Consider the following 23,546-nt stretch of genomic DNA (forward strand, 5'->3'; position numbering starts at 1 on the left):
TTTTAAAAATTTAGCACTTAAAATCTTAAACTGCTAAAAATATTATACTATATGAGTGAGTAAATGTCAAGTTGTTTTTAGCAAAAGATTTCTAAAAGTGCCAATTTTTTTAAAATGCCCCTAATAATAGCTAAATGACTACTTTTATACTATTTAATTAGAATTTTAATACAATTAATATATAATTTTTTGAAATTTATTTAATAAGGAGTTTTATGATGAATTATAAAATGTCATCTTTGGGGAAGAAAATTGCTAGTGTAGCAGTTATTTCAGCACTAAGTGTTCCTGCATTTGCTGCAGAGTTTATTACAATTGGTACAGGAAGTGTTACTGGAACATATTATCCTACAGGTGGAGCGGTTTGTAGACTAGTTAATAAATATAAAAAAGAAACAAAAATTAGATGTTCTGTTGAATCAACTGGTGGTTCTGTATATAACATCAATACAATTAAAAACGGTGAGTTAGATTTTGGTATCGCACAATCAGATGTAGTATATCAAGCTGCTAATGGAACTAAAAAATTTGAAGGTAAGCCTGTTAAAAAGCTTAGATCAGTAATGGCTATTTATCCAGAACTGTTTACTCTTGTAACAAGAAAAGAAGCAGGAATTAAAAATATTACGGATATTAAAGGTAAAAGAATTAACCTTGGAAATCCAGGATCAGGAAATGAAGCAACTGCACTTTCTATGTTCAAAGCTTTAGGAATGAGTAAAGCTGATTTAGGTTTTGCTGGTGTTTTAAAAGCTGGTGAAGCTCCAGATGCATTAAGAGACAATAAAATTGATGGATATTTCTATATGGTAGGACATCCTACTGCAAATATTAAAGACGCATCAAACTCTGTAGATATTGCAATTACTCCAATTAATGGTGAAAAAATTGATGCTTTTGTTAAAGCAAATCCATACTTTGCACAAGCAGATGTTCCTGCTGGATTATATAAAGGTGTAGATGAAGCTGTTCCAACATTTGGTGTAAAAGCAGTTTTAGTTACATCAACTGATGTAAGTGACAAAGCAGTTTATACTTTAGTTAAAGCTATTTTAGAAAACTTTGATGACTTCAAAAAACTTCACCCAGCATACGCAAATATTACAAAAGAATCTTTATTAGATGGACTAAGTGCTCCATTACATGAAGGTGCAAAAAAATACTTCAAAGAAGCAGGATTACAATAATCCAATCTCTATCCTAAAGGAGTTTTCCTTTGGGATAATATTTTATTAGTTATGGTTTATATTTTTAATAAATGATAATTAATAAAATCTTACAAATTTTTAAGGACAGATAAATATGGGTATTTATGAAGAAAAACCACACACCCTCAAAGAACTTGAAATTGAGCAAGCAGATGAATCACAAAAGGTTTTAAATGAACTAGAAGGACAAAGGGTTTTTGGAAGAAAACATTATGAATTTTGGTTAATTTCAACAATCGCTTTATTTTGGTCATTATTTCAACTTTATATTGTTATTGAGCCAACAAACTCAACTATATCAAGGTCTATTCACTTAGCATTTGCATTATTACTAGCATTTATGATTTATCCAATGATGAAAAAACCTTATTTTCTTAAAAAAATAAGATGGTTCGGATACACCTTTGCATTAATTGGTATGTGTAGTGCAGGATATATTGCTTACTTTTTCGAAGAGATTGCATTAAGACCTGGGGATTATAAACAACTTGATATTGTTGTTGCATTAATAGGAATTGTAATCTTATTAGAAGCAGGAAGAAGAACACTAGGACTTGCTTTATCTGTTATTGCAATTGTCTTTATTGCTTACGATATGCTTGGGCCTTATATGCCTGAACTTATTATTCACAAAGGTGCTAGTTTAAATAAACTAGCAGGTCATATGTTTTTAACAACAGAGGGAATTTTTGGAGTTCCACTTGGTGTATCAACGGGATTTGTATTTTTATTTGTACTATTTGGTTCACTTTTAGATAAAGCAGGAGCTGGAGAGTATTTTATTAATCTTGCATTTGCACTACTTGGAAAATTTAGAGGTGGTCCAGCAAAAGCTTCAGTTGTAGCTTCTGGTTTTACTGGAATTATGAGTGGAAGTTCAATTGCAAATACTGTTACAACAGGAACTTTTACAATTCCTCTTATGAAAAGAACAGGATTTAGACCAGAACAAGCAGGTGCAGTAGAAGTTGCTGCTTCTACAAATGGTCAGCTTATGCCTCCTGTTATGGGTGCTGCTGCTTTTATTATCGCTGAGTTTTTAGGTTTAGCTTATACAGATGTAATCTTTGCAGCTTTTATCCCTGCTTTTGTTTCTTATTTTGCACTATTTTATATAGTACATTTAGAGGCATTAAAGCTTGGTCTTAAAGGGATGAATGATAAAGATTTACCACCAAAATGGAAAACCTTTGTTCAAGGTATTCACTATTTAGTTCCAATTTTCTTCTTATTATATACCTTAATGATATTAAGAGAGTCTGCTGCAAGTGCTGCATTTAATGCAATTATGCTTTTAATGCTTCTAATGGTAGTTCAACATCCATTCAGAGCTTTTTTAGCAAAAGAGAAAATCACAAAAGATATTTTACTTTCTGGTTTTGTTGATATTTTAGCTGGTATGATTAGTGGAGCTAAAAATATGATTCCAATTGCTGTTGCTACAGCTTTGGCTGGTATTGTTGTTGGAAGTATTACACTAACAGGACTTGGACAAGTTTTACTTGATGTAATTGAAACTTTATCAGATGGAAATATTTTTATAATTCTTATTTTAGCAGCTGTTATTTCTCTAATTCTAGGGATGGGATTACCAACAACTGCAAATTATATAGTTATGGCATCATTGACTGCACCTGTTATTTTAATACTTGCACAAGATAATGGGTTTATAGTCCCTGCAATAGCAGCTCATCTTTTTGTGTTTTATTTTGGTATTTTAGCTGATGATACACCTCCAGTTGGGCTTGCAGCTTATGCAGCTGCTGGTATTGCAAAAGCAGATCCAATAAAAACTGGTATTCAAGGTTTTAAATATGATATTAGAACAGCTATCTTGCCGTTTATGTTCTTCTTTAACCCTGAATTACTTTTAATCTCAGAAGTTGACCCATTAAATCCTGCGAATCCAAATGGTTGGGTATGGATTACAAATCCTTTAGAAATAGCTGTTATATTCTCAACGGCATTTATAGGGATGATGGCATTTTCTTGTTTTACACAAGGATATTTTATTGCTAGAACAAATATTGTTGAAAGATTTATATTCTTAGGTATTGTTCCATTTATGTTCTTGCCAAAAGTGGTTCAAGAATTTATGCAACTACCAAGTCATTATTTATCATATGCAATTGGGATTTTTATTTTTGTAGGTTTATATCTACTTCAAAAATCGAAAATAAAAAAAGCATCCTAAAAAAGGATGCTTTTTAAATAATTAGTAAAAAGTAGATTTAATCTTTTATTAATAGTTTTTCGATGATATATCCGTACCCTTTATGAGATACAATAAAGTCATCATCTTTTACTTTGTCTTTTAATCTTTTCATTACTGTTCTAAAAGCAGAATCGTTTGTATTTATATCACCCCAAACTAACTCTTTAAACTTTTCAACAGGTACAACTTCACCTAGATTATCAATTAAAACTTTTAAAATATCAAGCTCTTTTTTAGATAATTTAACGATTGACTCTTCATTATATAATTTATCACTTGTTGTATTGTAAGTATATCTTTTATTTAAAGTAATATAATCTTTTGTTTCCTCTTCAACTATGTTATCAGCAAGAACTTCCTCTTTTGCTTTTTTTAACATCTCCATCATATTGTCAATATTTAATGGTTTAACAAAATAACCTAAAACCCTAAGATTAATAAGTTTTAACAAATCATCTTCATTTTTATGAGCACTTACAATTATAAATCTTTGATTAGGGGTTAATTCTCTTATCTCATCAATCATAGACATACCATCTTTATTTGGCATTTTTAAGTCTGTTAAAACTAAATCAAATTGTTTTTCTTCATCATAGTTTTTTTTGAAAACTTTACTACCCTCTGCACCATCGCAAGCTACTACAACTTCATCAAAAATAGTATTTAAGTAAAAAGAGAGTGTTTTTCTTGCAACATCTTCGTCTTCAACTAGTAGAACTCTAGTTATATATGCTTTCATTTCTAACCCTAAAAATATATTTTTTGTAATTATACCTAAAAAGTTATATGTTAATAATAAGAAAGTGGTAAAATGATTACAAAAATAACTCCATCATTTTTATTTTTAGCAAAAATTTTACCTCCCATATTTTTTTCGATAATAGTTTTTGCCATATATAGACCTATTCCTGTCCCTTGATTTTCAAACTTTGTTGTAAAATAAGGTTCAAACATTCTATCCATAACTTCATCTTCTATTTTCCCACAGTTATTTTCTAGAACTATTTTAATTTTATTCCCATAATCTATAAAAATTTCAACATCTACTTTTGCATCAAAATCTGCTATTTGTTTTTTTATAATTGCAGCATCAGCGGCATTGTTTAAGATATTTAAAACAACTTGTTGAAGTTCATTCATATAGTTAACTGTTTCAACATCCTCCCCTGTGATATTAAGTTCAATATTGTTTTTTTCAAACTGTGTTTCAACTATTTTAGAACATTGTAAAATTGAGTCTTTTACATTGAATTTTACTTTATCTTTATTTGGTTGATAAAAGTTTCTAAAATCATCAATTGTTTGAGACATATACTCAATTTGTAATTTTGTATCTTTTATAACTGAATCCAATTCCTCTTTACTTAATGTTCCATAACTATCTCTAATAAAATGGGTAAGCAGATTAATATTATTTAGTGGTTGTCTCCATTGGTGGGCAATATTTCCTAACATCTCACCCATAGCGGCAAGTTTACTTTGATGAACCAAGATTCTATCTTTTTCAATATTTTTTTCAACCTCTTCATCAACTTTATGTTTTAACTCTTCTTCTGTTAGTTTCATCTCAGTAATATCACTTATATAACCATAAAAATAAGCTACATTTCCAAAATCATCTTTTAAGAAAATTGTTCTTGTGAATACCCACCTTACATCACCATTTTTATCTTTTACCCTATAAACTTTTGTAAATGATCTCTCATCATTATTAACTGCTTTTGCAAGGTCTTCTTTTAATTCTTTAATATCATCTTCATGCACAAAATCAAAATAGCTTACCTCTTTACTTTGAAATTCTTGAGCACTATATCCATATGAACTAATTGACTTTGAAATATAATCAACACTTAGGTTTTCATCATTTTTCCATTTAAAAATTACAATTCGCCCATACTCAACTAATAAATCAACATATTTTAATTCTTTAATTAGTTTTTTTCTTTGTTCAATATCCATAGACATCATTAACATTCGTTTATGATTATTATCATTAAAGGCTTTTCCTCTAACTAAAATCCATTTAAATTTATTGTTTTTATTTTTTATTCTATACTCACAAACAAAGTTTTCACTATCTCCATTTAAATGTTTATTGAATTTATCCATTACAAGTTGTCTATCTTCATAATGGATTAAGTCAAACCACTCATCAAGATTATTAATATCTCCATCTTCATAACCAAACATATCAAGCCATTTTTTAGAAAAGTAAATATGTTTTGTTTTTAAATCAATATCCCAAAGTCCATCATTTGAAGCAATAATTGCAAGTTCATATCTCTCTTTCCATTTTTTATACATAATATTTCTAGTCTCTAATCTTTTGTTATATCTATGAAATATCTTATTTATAAATTTAGAAAAAAGTGTTGAGGCAACAATTAAAAAAATAGCTATTAAAATTACAATTGAGATTGCGATTGACAACTTTGAGTTATATTCATATTTTAATTGGGCAATTTTATTTGGCAAAGAAAAACTTTTTATAGATATTAAAAAGTTATATTTTGAGAAATTATGGATATCGCTACTAGATGTTGTTTCATTATTTATATATTTTTTTAAAATTTCATTTGAACTATTTAATCTATCTTGGTCTAATATAAATTTTGCATCTATTTTTTGACCCTTGTTGTAATAGTTGTAGACATAACCTAAATTATAATCATAAAACCAGAAGTAGGCATCTTTATAGTATTTACTTTTTTGAACTATTGAATTTAAAATTGCATTTCTTGTAGATTCCTTTAAATCATCAATTTTTGAAAATGCTCCAATATAGTATTGAGTATTATCAAGTTTTTTAAAATAACTTAGTCTAATTTTTCTTTTTTCAGTATCTACCCAATATATTAAATTGTTAGTCCCAATATAAGAGATATTTTTTAACATATGGTGTCTAAAACTACTCATTTTTATATTTGAATTAGTTAAAACTTTTAAATAATCAATTATCTCTTTACCGTATAAAACACTATCATCTTCAGTTGAAAATAATACAAATTCAAAATTTGTTTTTTTTTCAACCTCCATCATCTTTTTTATGATGGTATATTTACTAATCCCTTGAACACTATAATGGATGTATCCATACAAGGATAAGACTGCTTCATTTAGTAAAATCTCTTCATTATCAAAAGAGGAACTAGCGTTATATTTTATATCAGAGATATATTCATTTAAAATTGTTTCTTTATTATAAGTGTCTTCTTGTATATATAAAAAAGTGTTGTTCTTTTTTTCAAATTCTAATACAAAAGTAATCACTAAAATAGCAATAAAAGAGATTAAAAAAACAAAAATTAGAGGTGTAAAAACTATATGTTTTCTTATATCTGATAGGGTATAAAACTTTCTTTTTTTAATCATTTATAAAGAACCTTCGTAAGATATAAACCATAAGGATTTGCAGGTTTTCTATAAATATATTTCTCTTTTTTTAATTGAAGAATTAAATCATTTTTTGTTAATTCACCTTTTCCAACTTCTAGTAAAAATCCAACCATTAGTCTAATTTGTGAACGTAAATATGAGTTTGCAGTAAATTTAAAAACATAAAGATTTCTATATTTATAAAACGAGGTTTTAAAAACCTCCCTTACTGTATTATCCTTATCACTTCCTTTTTTGTGGAAATATTCAAAATCATGAACTCCCTCAAAAAGTTTTATGGCCTCTTTAATTTTCTCTTCATCAAAATCTTTATAATGGGAGATGTATTTTGAGTTAAAAACACTTAACTGCTCTTTTGTAACTAAATATCGATAAACCCTTTTTTTTGCACTAAATCTTGAATGAAATCTTTCATCTACCTCTTTTATATTATGAACTTTAATTGATATGGGAAGATGCCTATTCATAATATCTTTTAACTTTTTTAAATCATACCAATAAGAAGGGATTATAGCATTAAAAACTTGACCTGTTGCATGAACATCTTTATCTGTTCTTCCACTAAGAATAATTTTTGTATCTATATTTAAGGACTTAAAAACCTCTTGAAGTTTATCCTCAACACTTAATCCATTTGGTTGAGTTTGACTACCTGCATATTCACTCCCATCATATGAGATTGTAAACTTTACATTCATATTAATACTGCTGTTTAACACTTCTTTGGTACATAAAATATGTAAAACCAATCCATGATAAAGGGACTATATATAAAGAGTGTAAAAATAGGTTATCAACACTTATTTGCATAAATATATAATAAACAGTGACAAAAACCACTGCTTTCATAACTGCCTTGTTTTTCTCATATCTTGGGTTAAAATATCCTGCATAAACAACTAAAAGAAGTGAAATTAAAGGGAAGATTGAGACTAAAATATTAAATGAAAATCTATCAGTATTTTGATTTTTTGAGAAATTTGCTTTCCAATAATTAAATGAAGTTGTAAAATCTCCAATATTGCTATCTACAATTGAATCATTTAAATACATATTTTTATAATCGATTTGATTTAGTTCTTCATTATCTATTACAAAAGATTTCCCATTTATAAATTTAAAGCTTAAATTGCCATTTTCATTTTCTAAAACTGCATTATCTGAAATAATAAATTGATCTTTTTTATCTTGAGTTTTAAAAAGTTTAACCTTTGAATATTTCTTATCATCTTTATCTTCAATATAAATTAACCAGTCACCAAACTTTTGACCAAATTCTGAAGCTTTTATATTAAAATTTGCCTCTTTTTTCTTTTGTTCAATAAAAGCTTTATTTAGATATTTTGCTTTAGGAATTAGCCCAACAGATATAATTACTAAAGCAATTGTCATAAGTAAAGTTATAGGGAAAAAAATCTTTATAATCTTTAATGGATTTAGACCAAACGAGGTTATAACAATAAGTTCATACTCACTAGATAATTTTGATAAGGTTATAACTAATGAGATAAAAAAAGATATGGGTAAAGTAAAAAATATAATTGTTGGCATAACATAACTATAAAGTTTTAATAACTCTACAAAGTTTATTGTAATAGCAGAACTCAATGATGCAATTTTTACTAAAAATATTATTGATGTAATAAAATACAATCCTAAGAATATAGGAAAAAATGTTTGAGATAATTGGCTAAGTAAATACTCTTTTAATTTCAATTAAAAACCTTTGATATATTAAAAAAATATTCAACAATTAAACCTAAACTTAAATATGGAATAAAAGGTGTCTGAATATCTTTTTTCTTTATTTGAAAATATATAGATGGTATTATAGCAAAAAGTGACGATAAAAATATTGCTACAAATGTTTCAGGAAATCCTAAGATTGCTCCAATAGATGCTAGGATAGGTATATCACCCTCTCCTAAAGCTTCTTGTTGTTTTAAAGATTCATCTTTTAAAATTCTTGACTTTATATTTTGAATATAAAAAGTTATTACAAAATTCAATAAAATAAAAGCACCAGAAATTATAAAAGCATCTTTAAGGGCATAAAATAAATCTTTTTGTGTAATTACAAATGAAAATATTAATGCAATTAATAAAAGATAGTCAGGTACTGCTTTATATTTAAAATCTATAAAAGATAAAACAATTAAAGTATAAAAAAATACCATCGAAAAAAGTAGTTCGTAAGATAAACCAAATTTTAAATATAACCCTAATGTTAATAAAGCTGTTAAAAACTCAACAATTGGATATTGTAAAGATATTTTTTCGCCACACTCTTTACAATTTCCTTTTAAATAAATATAAGAAAAGATTGGAATATTTAAATACCAAGGAATTAGTTTATTACAGTTTGTACATCTACTTCTAGGTGTTATGAAAGATTTTTTTATTGGAAGCCTATAAATTAGAACATTTAAAAATGACCCAATAAGAAGTCCAAATATAAAACTAAATACCTCCAAATCTTCTCTCTCGATTTGTAAAATCACTAATTAAATCATCTAATTCTGAAGGGGTAAATTCAGGCCAAAATGTAGGTGTAAAAAACATCTCTGCGTAAGCATTCTGCCAAAGAAGATAATTAGATAATCTAACTTCTCCACTTGTTCTAATCAACATATCAACATCAGGCATTCCTGCAGTATCCAAACAAGATTCAAAATTCTCTTTAGTAATCTCTAAACCTTTTTCCTGCATCTTTTTCATTGCCCTTAACATCTCATCTTGAGAACCATAATTTAAAGCTAAAACTTGTGTTAGTTTTGTTCCATGACTAGTTTTTTCTTCTGTTTCTCTTATTGTTTTTTGTAAAGATTTTGAGAACCTTGATATATCTCCAATTGCTTTTAATCTAGTTTGATTTTCTAAATAAACTGGTAACTCTTTTTTTAACCAATTTTCTAAAAGCTTCATTAAAAATTCAACCTCTAATTTTGGTCTTGTCCAATTTTCCGTTGAAAAAGCGTATAAGGTTAAATATTTAACTCCAATATTAGAGCAATGTGTAGTAATATCCCTAACTCTTTTTGCTCCCTCTTCATGGCCTGCAGTTCGTTTTAAATCTCTCTCTTTTGCCCATCGTCCATTACCATCCATAATAATAGCTATATGTTTAGGGATATTATTTTCAGTCATTATTTACAAACTCATCTTTTACTTTATTTATTAAATCCATTGAAATTTCAAATTTGTTTCCACTAAAAGTACTAGAACCATTTTTTGTTATAAACTCAATAATATTTGAATCACTTCCAAAATAGTTTTCTTCATCAATAATATTTAAACAAACACCATCAATATTTTTCTTTTCTATCATTGAAGTTGCGTTATTTTTAGCATTTTGTTTATCCATTTCAGCTTTAAAACCAATAGTGATAATATCTTTTTTCTCTAAACTATTTAAGATATCAATATTTAAAGATAGTTGTAAATTCCAAGTTTCACCAAGATTTTCTTTTTTTAATTTTCCATCATTTTTAGGTGGGATATAATCACTTACAGCTGCCGCCATAAATAAAAATGGCTTTTTACTTTTTTCACTATTTTCTATACTTTTTTTCAAGTTTTCAAACATCTGATTTGTTGAACTAACTTGTAATATTTTTATAGATTTTGGAAGATTTTCATATCCTCTAGAGCTAACAAGTGTTACTTTTGCACCCTTTAAATATAAAGCTTTTGCTAAAGATGATGCCATTTTCCCTGAAGAAAAATTTGAGATATATCTAACATCATCTATTTTTTCTAAAGTTCCACCACCACTTATAATAACCTCTCTATTATTCCAATACTCAACTTTTAAAAGTTGTTTTGATGTTTCATAAAAAATTTCATCAGGCTCAGCCATTGCACCATCCCCAACATCTTTACAAGCTAACTCTTTTATTTGTGATGAGATAATCTTAAAGTTGTAATTTTTAAGTTTTTCAAGACTAGAAACAGTAATTTGATTTTGTATCATATTTGTATTTGCCGCAGGTGCTATCAACTTTAATTTTGGATAGGCTAAAACTGTTTGAGTTAAAAGATTATCAGCTATACCATTTGCTAATTTATTTATAGTATTTGCTGTTGCCGGAGCTATTACAAAAATATCTGCCCACTTTCCAATATCTATATGATTATAAATAGATTTTTTGTCCCAAGATTCTGTTTCATCACATAAAACTTTATTTTGTGAGATTGCCTCAAAAGTAAGCGGAGTTATAAACTTTTCAGCGGCCTTTGTCATTATAACTTTTACATTTGCCCCTTGTTTTATATAAAGTCTAATTAGTTCTAAACTTTTATAAATAGCAATAGAGCTGCTTATCCCAACTAAAATATTTTTATCTTTTAACAACATCTATTTTTCTTTATTTTTTATTTCCAAAATGTTTATAAAAATAACCATCAATTTTTTTAGCTTTGCTTCTTGTTAGATAAAGTTCACCTTTTTTAACATCACCTGTTACAGTTGAGCCAGCACCAATTAGGACATCATCTTCAATATTAACAGGAGCTACAAATTGTGTATCACTTCCTACAAATACATTTTTTCCAATAATTGTTTTATGTTTATTTATTCCATCATAATTACAAGTGATTGTTCCACAACCAATATTTGTACCCTCATCAATTTCACAATCACCAAGATAAGTTAAATGTCCTGCTTTTACACCATTTAATTTTGCTTTTTTTGTTTCTACAAAATTTCCTAAGTGAGTTCCAATTATTTCACTTCCTGGTCTAACTCTTGCCATTGGTCCAGCATCAGAATCAATTAAAATTGCATCTTCAATCACTGTATTTGTTTTGATATGGGAATTTACAATTTTACTATTTCCTAAAAGAGATACTCCATTTTCAATTATAGATTCACCCTCAATAATAACACCCTCTTCTATATAAATAGTGTCAGGCAATCTCATAATAACACCCTGTTTTAAAAACTCTCTTTTGATTCTATTTTGGTGAATTACTTCTGCTTCACTTAAATCTAATTTCGAATTAACACCTTTGAAATTTTCTTCATTTACAATAAGTGGTTTTAAAACCTTACCTTGATTTATAGCCATCTCAACTAAATCAGTAATATAGTATTCTTTTTGAGCATTGTTGTTTGAAAGTTTTGGTAGGCTTTCTAATAAAAATTTTGTATCAAACTGATAGATACCTGCATTTGCCGTAGTAACTGCTAATTCACTTTGAGAAGCATCTTTTTGCTCTACAATTTTTTTAACATTTCCATTCTCAATTATAACTCGACCATAACCATCTGCATTTTGAAGTTCAAGTACTGACATTACAATCGTTGCATCTAGGTCAAATTTTTTAAGCTCATCAGCTTGAATTAAAGGCATATCTCCATTTAAAACCAAAACCTTTTCATATTTTGGTGTTATTCCCATAACTGCACCACCTGTTCCAGGATAGTTTTCATGGTCTTGAATTACATAATTTATTCCATCAAAAAACTTTTCCATTTGCTGTTGAACTTTTTGTGCTTGGTGAAATAATACAACTGTTACATCATCACTAAGTTCAAGTGCTTCTTTAATTGAGTAATAAAGCATTGGTTTACCAGAAATTTTATGTAAAACCTTTGGAAGTTTTGATTTCATTCTTGTACCAGCACCTGCTGCTAAAATTATAATTGATTTATTTACCATTAATTTTTATCCTTCTAAAGCTTCTTTTATCTCTTTTTTTAGGTTTTCAACAACCTCTTCAATAGCTGTTCTCATCTTTGTATCAGTTATATTTGCATCTAATAAATTATCTAGATTTTTTTCTCTTTCTCTAAAAAATTTCGCCACTGATTTACTTTTTTTATTATGGTTATACATTAAAACACCAGATAAAATAAGTACGACTACAAGTTTTGTATGACCTAAAATTGCGGCATAATTTAATATCGTAAATCCTGCATAATCAGGCTCATTTATATTTGCTCCTGCAGCTATTAAAAGTCTTGCAATTTTATAATTACCTTTCCATTGTGTATGGTGTAAGGCAGTTCTTCCTTGCTTGTCTTTTATATCTAAGTTTACTTTTTTTGTAAGAAGCTTTTCCATAACCTCTAAATTGTTTGCAAAAGCAGTTTTATGGAAAATTGTTCGTCCCTCTTTATCAATTGTATTAACATCAATTCTAAATTTTAAAAGGAATACTAATTTCTCTAAGAAAACTTCTTTTTCTTTATTATTTTTAATTTCTAGCCCTTTATCAACTAAGTAAGATAAAGGTGTATTCATATCATTATCAACAATATTTAAATCAAGTCCAGCATTAACAAAAATCTTTATTAATTCTAAATTATCATAATCAAGTAAATCAAAGATAATTGTTTTTCCATCACTTCTTGGTTCATTGATTCTAGGTTTAAAAAGAAGCATTTTCTTTAAAAGTTGAAAATAATCATCTTTTAAGTCCAAATCAAAAAATCTTTTTGAGCTTGGTTTTTTATTGTTTTTTGTAATTAATACTGCTTCTGCTAAATCATCAATTATTGTTTTTTCATTAAAATCTCTATGGTCAATATCTGCACCTCGAGCAATTAAATGGTCTATCATATTCATATTTGATTGACCTTTTAAAACAGCATCAAAAATAACTGTACGACCCTCTTTATCTTGTGCATTTACATCGGCCCCAGATGCTATTAAAAAATCGATAGTGTCGTAGTTTTGCCTTTCAACTTCTTTGTAAAGAATCGTTTTCCCGTCAATATCAGTTCTATCAACTGCAAGTCCCATATCTATAAGTATTCCAGTTAATTTTAAATAATTTCTATCTGAACTTACTAATCTATATTTCCCTTCAACTTTTTCATCAGGTTTATTAACTATTGCAAGAAGTTTTAAAATCTCATCAAGTATCGTTTTTTCTGCATAATCTTTTATATTTAATTTTGCACCTTTTTCAATCAAAAGTTCAATAATTGGAAGATTAGTTGAACCTAAGATAACTGCATTAAATAAAGCTGTTTGACGCTTTTTATTCAAAATATTTACATCTATTCCATTTGAGATTAAAAATTTTGCTACTTCAGGATTCTCTTTTAAAACAGCATTAAATAAAACTGATTGACCATCATTATCAACAATATTTATATCATCAATATTATTTACAACTTCTCTTATAATATCAATATTTCCACCATCAACAGCATCAAAAAGTACTGTTCTACCGTAATGGTCTCTAATATTTAAATTTGGATTTTGTGTCATTAAAATTCTAAATGCTTTTTCGTTTTCTTCTAAGGCGGCATCATGTAAAACTGTTCTTCCTGAGGAATTTATATGATTTACAGAAGCACCATGCTCAAGTAAAAACCTTATCATCATTCCATCAATTTTATCAACAGCTTCGCTTAAAACTGTTTTACCAAAATTATCCTCAGAATTAATATCTATACCGTTTCTGATTAAAAGTTTTATTGATTCTATTCTTCTTTTTGCAGACAATTCAAAGAGCATAGTTCGCCCTTTTGCATCTTTTCTGTTTATATTTACACCACTATCGATTAAAGCTTGTATTTTCTTTTCATCAATATAGTTTTTAAGTAATTCTTTTTGTAAGGCTTCTGCACCATCAGTTTTAAACATTCCAAGCATCTAATAATTCCTGTCAAAGTTGCGTAAAGTGATAGATTATATCAAAAAAAAATTTAATAACGACTTCTTCCATTTCTTCTTATTGGTCTAGTATATTTTTTCTTAAATTCAGGCTCTTTTATCTTAAGATTTGACTTCAATGTTTTTTCTATAAAACTATTAAAACTATTTCTTAAAATCACAGCTTTATCATAATCTGGAAAAATATCTGGGAATTTATATGATAACCATAAATAAAGTGAGATTTTTTTAACTTCATCTTCTACTAATAATAAATCCTTTGCTGTTACTGCTTTTTTAGGTAAGGTAATTGATGGTTTGTATCTACAAATTTTATTTCTTATAACAGAAGCAACATAGGCTTCATAAGCTTGTAAAATAATAGTTGATTTTGTTGTAATTGGTGCTTGAGCTAATAAATATTTATCTTCTAAACTTAATTTTTCTCTTTTATCAATAATTGTTGCTGCTTCAAGCATAGATGAAATATTTGAAGCTATAAAAGGTCCATCAAAATTCATATTATCTTTAAAATATTTTAAAATTTTTGTTAGCGATTTTGTTTTAATATGTGACGCTAATTCTTCAAGTTGTTCACTACTCATTTTAACTTTATAAGGGGGTTTAATAGTTCTAATTGGTGAATTAAACTCCTCTTTTATATATTCTAAAACATCTCTTCTAGTTGCCCCTAGAAATCCTACTTCATGGTGTCCATATCTTCCCGCACGACCGGCAATTTGAACAATTTCATTAACACTTAGCTTTCTTCTGCTCACACCATCAAACTTAGTATCTGTTGTAAAAAGAATATTTTTAATAGGAAGATTTAATCCCATAGAGATTGCATCCGTTGCTATTAAGATATCACTTTGTTTTTCCCTAAAACGTCTTGCTTCATCACGTCTTACTTCAGGGGATAAATTTCCATAAATCACTGAAACTCTATATTTTTTTTGTAACTTTTGTTTTAATTTTAAAACGTCACTTCTAGAAAAAGCAATTAAAGCAGTACCTGCTTCTAAGTGTTCTAAAGAGGTATGTCTTGCCATAACTTTTAAAGGAGTTTTTCTTTTATGTTTTACAACTTCAAGCTCTTCACCTAGGTATGCTGCTATTTTTGTAACTGCATCTAAAGCATTTACACTACCAGTCATAATAACAGTTTTTGCAGGACACCCAATAATTGCATTTACCCATGCCCAACCTCTATCTTCATCATCCAACATTTGAACTTCATCAATAATAGCTGTATCAACATCTAAATTAAAATCTAACATCTCAATAGTTGAACATACATGAGCTGCATCTTCATCTATAATTTGCTCTTCACCGGTGATTAAAGTTGCTTCAATATTGTTTTGTTTTAAATCTTCATAACCTTCTAAAGCAAGAAGTCTAAGTGGAGCTAAATACAAACCACTATTTGCTTTTTTTAATTCACTCATTGCATTATAGGTTTTACCAGAGTTTGTTGGTCCTACAAAAAACTTTAGTTTTCTATTCATACTACGTGCTAGGGGAAAAAGTGATTTTAAATCACACTTTAAAAATGATTGTAATTGTTCTTGGAATGTTTCTTTCATGGGCGTATTATAGTAAATAGAATATAATATCTGTTTAAATAAAAAAACTATTTTAAGGCACTTGATTATGACATGCGAATATTTTGGTAAATGTGGTTCTTGTAAACTTTATGAAATGAACTATGAGCAACAACTTGAATACAAAATAAAAAGAGAAAAACAAAGATTTTCTAATTTTACAGATATAGAGTTTGATATTATAAGAAGTGAAGAGGAAAATTTTAGATATAGAGCAGAGTTTAGAATATGGAAAAACTTTGATGATGGTGATAATCCAACTATTTCTTATGCTATGACATCTTTTGAAAAAAACACTTTAGAGATAGATTCTTGCCAAATAGTTTCAAAACAAATTCAAGAGCTTATGCCTGTATTACTTGAAAAGCTACAAAATGACGAAGAGTTTAGATTTAAATTATATGCAATTGAGTTTTTAAATTCAACAACACAAGATATGCTTGTAACTTTAATTTATCACAAAAAGCTTGGGGAAAACTGGATTCAAAAAGCAAAAAATCTAGAAGAAGAATTAAATATAAAAATCATAGGAAGAAGTAGAAAACAAAAAGAGGTTTTAAGTGAAGACTTTATCAATGAAGAACTAAATATTGATGGAGAAAATTTTAAATTTCATTATAAAGAGGGTGGATTTACTCAGCCAAATACAAAAGTAAATGTTAAGATGATTGAATGGGTTTTAAAACATCTAGAAAAATCTGACAAAGATTTATGTGAATTATATTGTGGAGGTGGGAACTTTACAATACCATTAAGTAAAAAATTTAATAAAGTTTTAGCAACAGAAATATCAAAAACATCTATCAATTCAGCTTTAGAAAATTGCAAGTTAAATAGTATAGAAAATATTGATTTTATTAGAATGAGTGCTGAAGAGTTTGTTGAAGCTTTAGAAGAAAAAAGAGAGTTTAGAAGATTAAAAGATGTTGATTTAAAATCATATAACTTTGATACTATTTTTGTGGATCCTCCAAGAGCAGGTTTAGATGATACCACTAGAAATTTAGTAAAAGATTACGAAAAGATAATTTATATATCTTGTAATCCAGAAACACTTCATAGAGATTTGCAGACTTTAACAAAAACTCATGAAATTAAAAATTTCGCACTTTTTGACCAATTTTCTTATACTGAACATATAGAATCTGGAATAGTTTTACAAAAAGTATAATTATTAAGAAAATATTAAGAAAAATATAAATAATTTTTGCTAAAATATGTACATATTAAACACATGAAAAGGTAACTCATGAAAATCAATACAAATGTGTCTTCTTTAAGCGCACAAGAAGCAAACAAAAACACGAATAACAACATTGCTAAATCTTTAGAGAAACTATCTACAGGTTTAAAAATCAACAAAGCTGCAGATGATGCATCTGGTTTAGCTATTGCTGATAAACTTAGAACTCAAGGTAACTCTATTGGTCAAGGTATCTCAAATGCTAACTCAGCAGTTGCATTAATCCAAATTGCTGATAAAGCTATGGCTGAGCAATCTAACATTTTAGATACAATCAAAACTAAACTTATTCAAGCATCTACTTCTACTACTTCTGAAGATGGTAGAGAAGCTATTAGAAAAGATATCCAAAAACTTTTAGAGCAATTTGATAATATTGCTGGTCAAACTAACTATAATGGTTTAAATCTTTTAAATGAAAAAGATAAAGAATTTGTTTTCCAAGTTGGAGAAGACTCATCTTTTGATATTGGTTTAAAAACTGAATTCGCTGTTAATACATCTGGTCTTGGTAGTGCTGGAAATGAAGGAACAACCACAGCAACAATTAAAACAAGTGCTGCTGCTGGTGTTACTTTAGAAGGAGAATCGCCGAATGCTTCAATTACAGTAAACTCAACATCAGGAAATGCTACACTTACTGTTGCAGCAGCAGCATCTGCTTCTTCTACATCAGAAATGACTGTAAATGTTTCTGCAAATGATGTTTCTAAAATAGGTCTTAGTAATTCTACAACTACAAGTTCAATAGTATTATCAACTGATGATGTTGAATTAGCTAAATTCTTAGATAAAGAAGCTGATAAATCAACTTCTGATGGATTAACAAAAATCTCAAGTGGTGTATATGAATTTAAATCTACTGCAGATGCTACAGAATCAACTATCACATTTGAAAATAATGCATTAGTTGATATTAGCAGTTTAAAAGTTAGTAATCTATCTGCATTAACTACTGGTGGAGATATCTTCAAAGTTTATACTGACGAAGCTGTTACAGTTGAAAAACTTGGAGGTGGTAATGATATCACAGTAAATACTGGTTCTGCTATGGATGTAAAAATCAATGGTGACACATCAGAAGGTATTGCTTATACAGCAGGAACTTATGCAATGCTTACAGAAGGTACAATTGCAGTTAGAGACAATTCTACTTCAGCAACACTTGATGTTGTAGCTATTAACTCTGTTGAGGCAACTACTACTTCAGAAGTAGCTATTAACTCATTTACTGCTACATCTGATGCAAGTGTAAAATCTATTTCATTAAGAAACACTGGTGCTGAAGCAAGTGTTATTATATCTACTACAGATGGTACTACAGCTCAAGCTTTAAGAGATGCTGGTCTTAATGAAAATGCAGATGGTACATTTACTTGGGCTACATCAGGGGTTGATGATACAGCAACTTTAGATTTTGGAACAGATGGAATTGATATTGGAAATATTAGTTTCTCAGATGTTGATAAAAACACTACTTCTAATGATGTTATCTTTATTGAAACATCAGGTACAGTTACAATCTCTAATGATAAAGCAGAAGGAACAGACTCTGATTATGGTCATATAAGTGTATCTTTAACTACTTCTGAAACAGCTGCTGCTTTTGAAACTGCTGGTGTTGGATTTGGAGAAGTTAGTTCAGGTATGGCATTTAAAAACCTTGAAGGACTATCAGTTTTAGGAGAAGGTGACTTAACTTCTGATACTGCTAATTTATATATGAGTGTTGTTGATGATGCATTAACTCAACTTAACTCTGTTAGATCTGACTTTGGTGCTACTCAAAACCAATTAGACTCTGCTATTAGAAATATGATGACAGTGCAAACTAATATTAAAGCAGCGGAATCTGTAATTAGAGATGTTGACTATGCAGAAGAATCAGCGAACTTCAATAAACAAAATATTATTTCACAAGCTGGGTCTTATGCTATGTCTCAAGCTAATCAAGTACAACAGAACGTTCTTAGATTACTTCAATAAAATTAATCTATCTAAAAGCCTAGTTAATTCTAGGCTTTTTTATTTGCCTGCTTATATTTAATCTAACTTTAAGAATTGGTATGTGATAATTTCATTATAAGTATATAGGGATCAATTGATTCCAAAGAGACTTTTTCTCTATGCTTGGTAACACAAGAATGTTTTAGGCTGTGAAACTATTCACTATGTGTCATAATATTGAAAGGATTTATTATGAGAATTAATACAAATGTGTCTTCTTTAAGCGCACAAGAAGCAAACAAAAACACGAATAACAACATTGCTAAATCTTTAGAGAAACTATCTACAGGTTTAAAAATCAACAAAGCTGCAGATGATGCATCTGGTTTAGCTATTGCTGATAAACTTAGAACTCAAGGTAACTCTATTGGTCAAGGTATCTCAAATGCTAACTCAGCAGTTGCATTAATCCAAATTGCTGATAAAGCTATGGCTGAGCAATCTAACATTTTAGATACAATCAAAACTAAACTTATTCAAGCATCTACTTCTACTACTTCTGAAGATGGTAGAGAAGCTATTAGAAAAGATATTCAAAAACTTTTAGAGCAATTTGACAATATCTCTGGTCAAACTAACTATAATGGTTTAAATCTTTTAAATGAAAAAGATAAAGAATTTGTTTTCCAAGTTGGAGAAGACTCATCTTTTGATATTGGTTTAAAAACTGAATTCGCTGTTAATACATCTGGTCTTGGTAGTGCAGGAAATGAAGGAACAACTACTTCTACTATCAAAACTACTGGTGGTGCTGCAGGAAATGTTACTTTAGAAGGTGAAGTATCTAATGCTTCAATTACTGTTAGTTCAACAGCTGGTGATGTATCTATAAGTGCTGCATCAGCAGCATCTGCTTCTTCAACATCAGAAATGTCAGTTAATGTTTCTGCAAATGATGTTTCTAAAATAGGTCTTAGTAATACTACAACTACAAGTTCAATAGTATTATCAACTGATGATGTTGAATTAGCTAAATTCTTAGATAAAGAAGCTGATAAATCAACTTCTGATGGATTAACAAAAATCTCAAGTGGTGTATATGAATTTAAATCTACTGCAGATGCTACAGAATCAACTATCACATTTGAAAATAATGCATTAGTTGATATTAGTAGTTTAAAAGTTAGTAATCTATCTTCATTAACTACTGGTGGAGATATATTCAACGTTTACACTAACGAAGCTGTTACTATTGAAAAACTTGGTGGAGGAGAAGATATCTCTATTAATAATAGTGGTAATGATGTTATGGATGTAAAAATCAATGGTGACACATCAGAAGGTATTGCTTATACAGCAGGAACTTATGCAATGCTTACAGAAGGTACAATTGCAGTTAGAGACAATTCTACTTCAGCAACACTTGATGTTGTAGCTATTAACTCTGTTGAAGCAACTACTACTTCAGAAGTAGCTATTAACTCATTTACTGCTGCATCTGATGCAAATGTAAAATCTATTTCATTAAGAAATACTGGTGCTGAAGCAAGTGTTATTATATCTACTACAGATGGTACTACAGCTCAAGCTTTAAGAGATGCTGGTCTTAATGAAAATGCAGATGGTACATTTACTTGGGCTACATCAGGGGTTGATGATACTAATACATTAGATTTTGGAACAGATGGAATTGATATTGGAAACATTAGTTTCTCAGATGTTGATAAAAACACTACTTCTAATGATGTTATCTTTATTGAAACATCAGGTACAGTTACAATCTCTAATGATAAAGCAGAAGGTACTGATGCTGATTACGGTCATATAAGTGTATCTTTAACTACTTCTGAAACAGCTGCTGCTTTTGAAACTGCTGGTGTTGGATTTGGAGAAGTTAGTTCAGGTATGGCATTTAAAAACCTTGAAGGTCTTATGGCTCTAGGGGAAGGTGATTTAACTTCTGAAACAGCAAATAACTTTATGTCTGTTGTTGATGATGCATTAACTCAACTTAACTCTGTTAGATCTGACTTTGGTGCTACTCAAAACCAATTAGACTCTGCTATTAGAAATATGCAAACAGTGCAAACTAATATTAAAGCAGCGGAATCTGTAATTAGAGATGTTGACTATGCTGCAGAATCAGCGAACTTCAATAAACAAAATATTATTGCTCAAGCTGGGTCTTATGCTATGTCTCAAGCTAATGCAGTACAACAAAACGTATTAAGACTACTTCAGTAGTTGAACAAGTAGTAGCTTAGCTACTACGAATACGTTTCTGTGAAAACGTTCTTAGATTACTTCAATAGAAAGTAATTTAATTCTAATAAAGTAGTGACTTAAGTCACTACTTTAAATTAATATCTTTAACTCTATTTTCTACTTCTTCAAAAAATTCTAATAATTTTAATAAAGAACTATTTACAAAATTCATTGCTTTATTTTTATCTGATGTAGCAAGTGCATGGGTATATAAAGCTGTATAAAAGTGATACATAGTCCCTTTTAATAAAGACCTTGTTAAATAACTTTTGTTTTCATAATTAGGATTATTTGCTATTTCATATGTAGTTGAGATTAAATCAAAAAGTTCTTTAAATGTTTCAATCTCTTTTTGTGTAACTATCTCTTTAATTTCTTTAATATTAGAAATCAACATTTCTTTTTCTGATTTATATATTGAATCTATTTCTTTATGAAGTTTTTCAAAATCAAAATCAAAATTGTTTTCTATTCCTTTTAAAATATCAACTTTGTTAATTTTGTTATCTAGCTTTATACTTTCCGCTTTAAATGGTGTTGTTCCATCAATATATAAACCATCACTACAATTAAAATAATTAATTTTAATTTTTCTTTTAACTTTATAATCAAGAATACAATTCTCAGCTCTTTGTTTACACCAATTAAATATATTAGTTGTCATAAACTTTTCTTCTTTATCAAAATTACCAGGAAATTTTTCTTTTAATAAATCTAATGTATTTACTTTATGCTCTTTAGTATTATAATAGATTGTATCTTTTGAATGATGACTTTCAGGATCTTTAAATCCCATATCTGTACCAAACATAAATATATTTTGAAATCCTATATCAGATAAAAAAGATAATGCCCCATTAACAATAGTTGGATTACAATGATTTAACTTAGGTATATCTTCTGGGACAATAGAAGACCCTGCATCATTATCTCTAAAATAAATTTTTGCACTTTTAAACATACTATATACTTTAGGATCAATAACATTTAAACCAATCATATCAATGTTTTTCAAGTACTCTTTAGTTCCATAATTTTCAATGATAGAAGCCATAAAAGTTGGTCTTTCAATTTCCATATGAAAATCAGGAGAAATACCATTTTTATATAAAACTCTTAATGCAGTACCACAAGATATTAATACAACATTATCTTTATGCTTTTTAATATATTCTATATCTTTATCAATTGATGGACCTGAGGCAACTATGAAAGCTGTAGAATTTTTAGGTAATTTATTACTATATCTATAAACAGGTAAATCATCATTTAGATTTTTAATAGTATGTTCTAAACTTATTATTTCATCATCATAAAAACCTTGACCAGTGAAAGCTATATCAATTTTTTCTATAAATTTTTCTTTAAATTCATCAAAAAACTTAGATTTATAATGGGTATAAAAAGGGATTAAATAAAACTGATAAGAAAAGTTTTTATAAATAGTATTAAGTACAATTCTTGATATTTCTTGACTATTACTACCAATACAAAAATGAAGACCATGATTTTTTTGTTTAAAATACATAAAAATAGGTCTCCAATCTAAAAGATGAAAACTAACTTTTAACATTTCATAACTTTCATCTACAATAATAATTTCTTTAATACCATTTGATTGTTGAATTAACTTTTGAATATGAGCCCCTGAACCAATCCCCATCATCAATAAAAAAGGAAAATATCCTTCTAAGTTTTGATGATAGTTCTCGAAGCCTTTATTTTCTTTTAAATACTCCGATTTTAGTTCAATGCCTTTAATTAATTTATCATGGTAATAATCTTTGTCACTATCTTTATTCCAAGTAGGTTTTTTAAAAAACATTGGAGGATTATCTAAAAAAGCATTTACTTGAGCTTGTATAGCTAAATCAACTTTCCCAGGATAAATATTTTTACCCTTTATAGCTATATTATATTCACCTAATTGAGTAATATTTAGTTCATAATCTTTTATATCTGCTTTAATAATACTATTATAAACCTCTGGCCAACCTTCTTTTAAAAAAGTCATATTATTTTGATAGTTTTTTTCTAAATCCATACTTTTCCTTCTTT

General features: G+C 28.3%; 16 protein-coding genes. 5 read left to right on the forward strand and 11 right to left on the reverse strand.

The annotated features are described in order from the left end of the window. The first annotated feature begins 215 nt into the window (after positions 1-215). Positions 216-1,187: a TAXI family TRAP transporter solute-binding subunit gene (locus FDK22_RS08520; protein WP_228711673.1), complete on the forward strand. Its 972-nt coding sequence runs from the start codon at positions 216-218 to the stop codon at positions 1,185-1,187. Positions 1,188-1,302: 115 nt separating this feature from the next. Continuing rightward, positions 1,303-3,402 (forward strand): TRAP transporter permease, encoded by a 2,100-nt coding sequence (locus tag FDK22_RS08525; RefSeq protein WP_138152496.1) that lies wholly within the window; start codon positions 1,303-1,305, stop codon positions 3,400-3,402. 37 nt (positions 3,403-3,439) lie between these two features. Here FDK22_RS08525 and FDK22_RS08530 read toward each other — a convergent pair whose 3' ends face one another. Genes FDK22_RS08530 through FDK22_RS08575 form a run of 10 tightly spaced genes read right to left on the reverse strand, consistent with a single transcriptional unit; the run spans position 3,440 to position 16,015 of the window. After that, the gene (locus FDK22_RS08530; RefSeq protein ID WP_138152497.1) at positions 3,440-4,162 is read right to left on the reverse strand and encodes a response regulator transcription factor; all 723 of its coding nucleotides are present in this window, start codon (positions 4,160-4,162) and stop codon (positions 3,440-3,442) included. 50 nt (positions 4,163-4,212) lie between these two features. Next, a complete protein-coding gene (locus tag FDK22_RS08535) occupies positions 4,213-6,795 on the reverse strand; it encodes a PAS domain-containing sensor histidine kinase (protein ID WP_138152498.1) in 2,583 nt (860 codons plus the stop codon). Further along, positions 6,792-7,517: a tRNA pseudouridine(38-40) synthase TruA gene (truA, locus tag FDK22_RS08540; RefSeq protein WP_138152499.1), complete on the reverse strand. Its 726-nt coding sequence runs from the start codon at positions 7,515-7,517 to the stop codon at positions 6,792-6,794. Before truA ends, FDK22_RS08535 begins: the two co-directional genes overlap by 4 nt. A 1-nt stretch (position 7,518) precedes the next feature. Next, positions 7,519-8,535 carry an LptF/LptG family permease gene (locus FDK22_RS08545; RefSeq protein ID WP_138152500.1) on the reverse strand — a complete coding sequence of 339 codons (1,017 nt, stop codon included), beginning with the start codon at positions 8,533-8,535 and terminating at the stop codon, positions 7,519-7,521. Next, the gene (locus FDK22_RS08550; protein ID WP_138152501.1) at positions 8,532-9,293 is read right to left on the reverse strand and encodes a prepilin peptidase; all 762 of its coding nucleotides are present in this window, start codon (positions 9,291-9,293) and stop codon (positions 8,532-8,534) included. Before FDK22_RS08550 ends, FDK22_RS08545 begins: the two co-directional genes overlap by 4 nt. Then, a complete protein-coding gene (locus FDK22_RS08555; RefSeq protein ID WP_138152502.1) occupies positions 9,280-9,966 on the reverse strand; it encodes a di-trans,poly-cis-decaprenylcistransferase in 687 nt (228 codons plus the stop codon). Before FDK22_RS08555 ends, FDK22_RS08550 begins: the two co-directional genes overlap by 14 nt. Next, on the reverse strand, positions 9,959-11,176 hold the full coding sequence (gene coaBC / locus FDK22_RS08560; RefSeq protein WP_138152503.1) for a bifunctional phosphopantothenoylcysteine decarboxylase/phosphopantothenate--cysteine ligase CoaBC: 1,218 nt from the start codon (positions 11,174-11,176) through the stop codon (positions 9,959-9,961). Before coaBC ends, FDK22_RS08555 begins: the two co-directional genes overlap by 8 nt. Before the next feature lie 10 nt (positions 11,177-11,186). Beyond that, complete coding sequence (gene glmU / locus FDK22_RS08565; protein WP_138152504.1) at positions 11,187-12,482, reverse strand: bifunctional UDP-N-acetylglucosamine diphosphorylase/glucosamine-1-phosphate N-acetyltransferase GlmU; 1,296 nt, start codon at positions 12,480-12,482, stop codon at positions 11,187-11,189. 6 nt (positions 12,483-12,488) lie between these two features. Continuing rightward, on the reverse strand, positions 12,489-14,429 hold the full coding sequence (locus FDK22_RS08570) for an ankyrin repeat domain-containing protein (protein WP_171012949.1): 1,941 nt from the start codon (positions 14,427-14,429) through the stop codon (positions 12,489-12,491). A gap of 53 nt (positions 14,430-14,482) precedes the next feature. After that, entirely contained in the window at positions 14,483-16,015 is a 1,533-nt protein-coding gene (locus FDK22_RS08575) for a helicase-related protein (RefSeq protein WP_138152505.1), read from the reverse strand. A gap of 67 nt (positions 16,016-16,082) precedes the next feature. Between FDK22_RS08575 and trmA the strand changes: the two genes are divergently transcribed. From trmA to FDK22_RS08600, 3 genes are all read left to right on the forward strand, one after another. After that, on the forward strand, positions 16,083-17,204 hold the full coding sequence (trmA, locus tag FDK22_RS08580) for a tRNA (uridine(54)-C5)-methyltransferase TrmA (RefSeq protein WP_138152506.1): 1,122 nt from the start codon (positions 16,083-16,085) through the stop codon (positions 17,202-17,204). 78 nt (positions 17,205-17,282) lie between these two features. Then, positions 17,283-19,262, forward strand: a complete 1,980-nt coding sequence (locus tag FDK22_RS08590) for a flagellin N-terminal helical domain-containing protein (RefSeq protein WP_171012950.1) — start codon at positions 17,283-17,285, stop codon at positions 19,260-19,262. A gap of 213 nt (positions 19,263-19,475) precedes the next feature. Next, positions 19,476-21,467, forward strand: a complete 1,992-nt coding sequence (locus FDK22_RS08600) for a flagellin N-terminal helical domain-containing protein (protein ID WP_171012951.1) — start codon at positions 19,476-19,478, stop codon at positions 21,465-21,467. Between the two features lie 106 nt (positions 21,468-21,573). Here the strand turns inward: FDK22_RS08600 and FDK22_RS08605 are convergent, their stop codons facing one another. Then, positions 21,574-23,532, reverse strand: a complete 1,959-nt coding sequence (locus FDK22_RS08605; protein WP_138152507.1) for a motility associated factor glycosyltransferase family protein — start codon at positions 23,530-23,532, stop codon at positions 21,574-21,576. Positions 23,533-23,546: the final 14 nt, after the last annotated feature.

Source organism: Arcobacter arenosus, from assembly GCF_005771535.1.
GTDB lineage: Bacteria > Campylobacterota > Campylobacteria > Campylobacterales > Arcobacteraceae > Halarcobacter > Halarcobacter arenosus.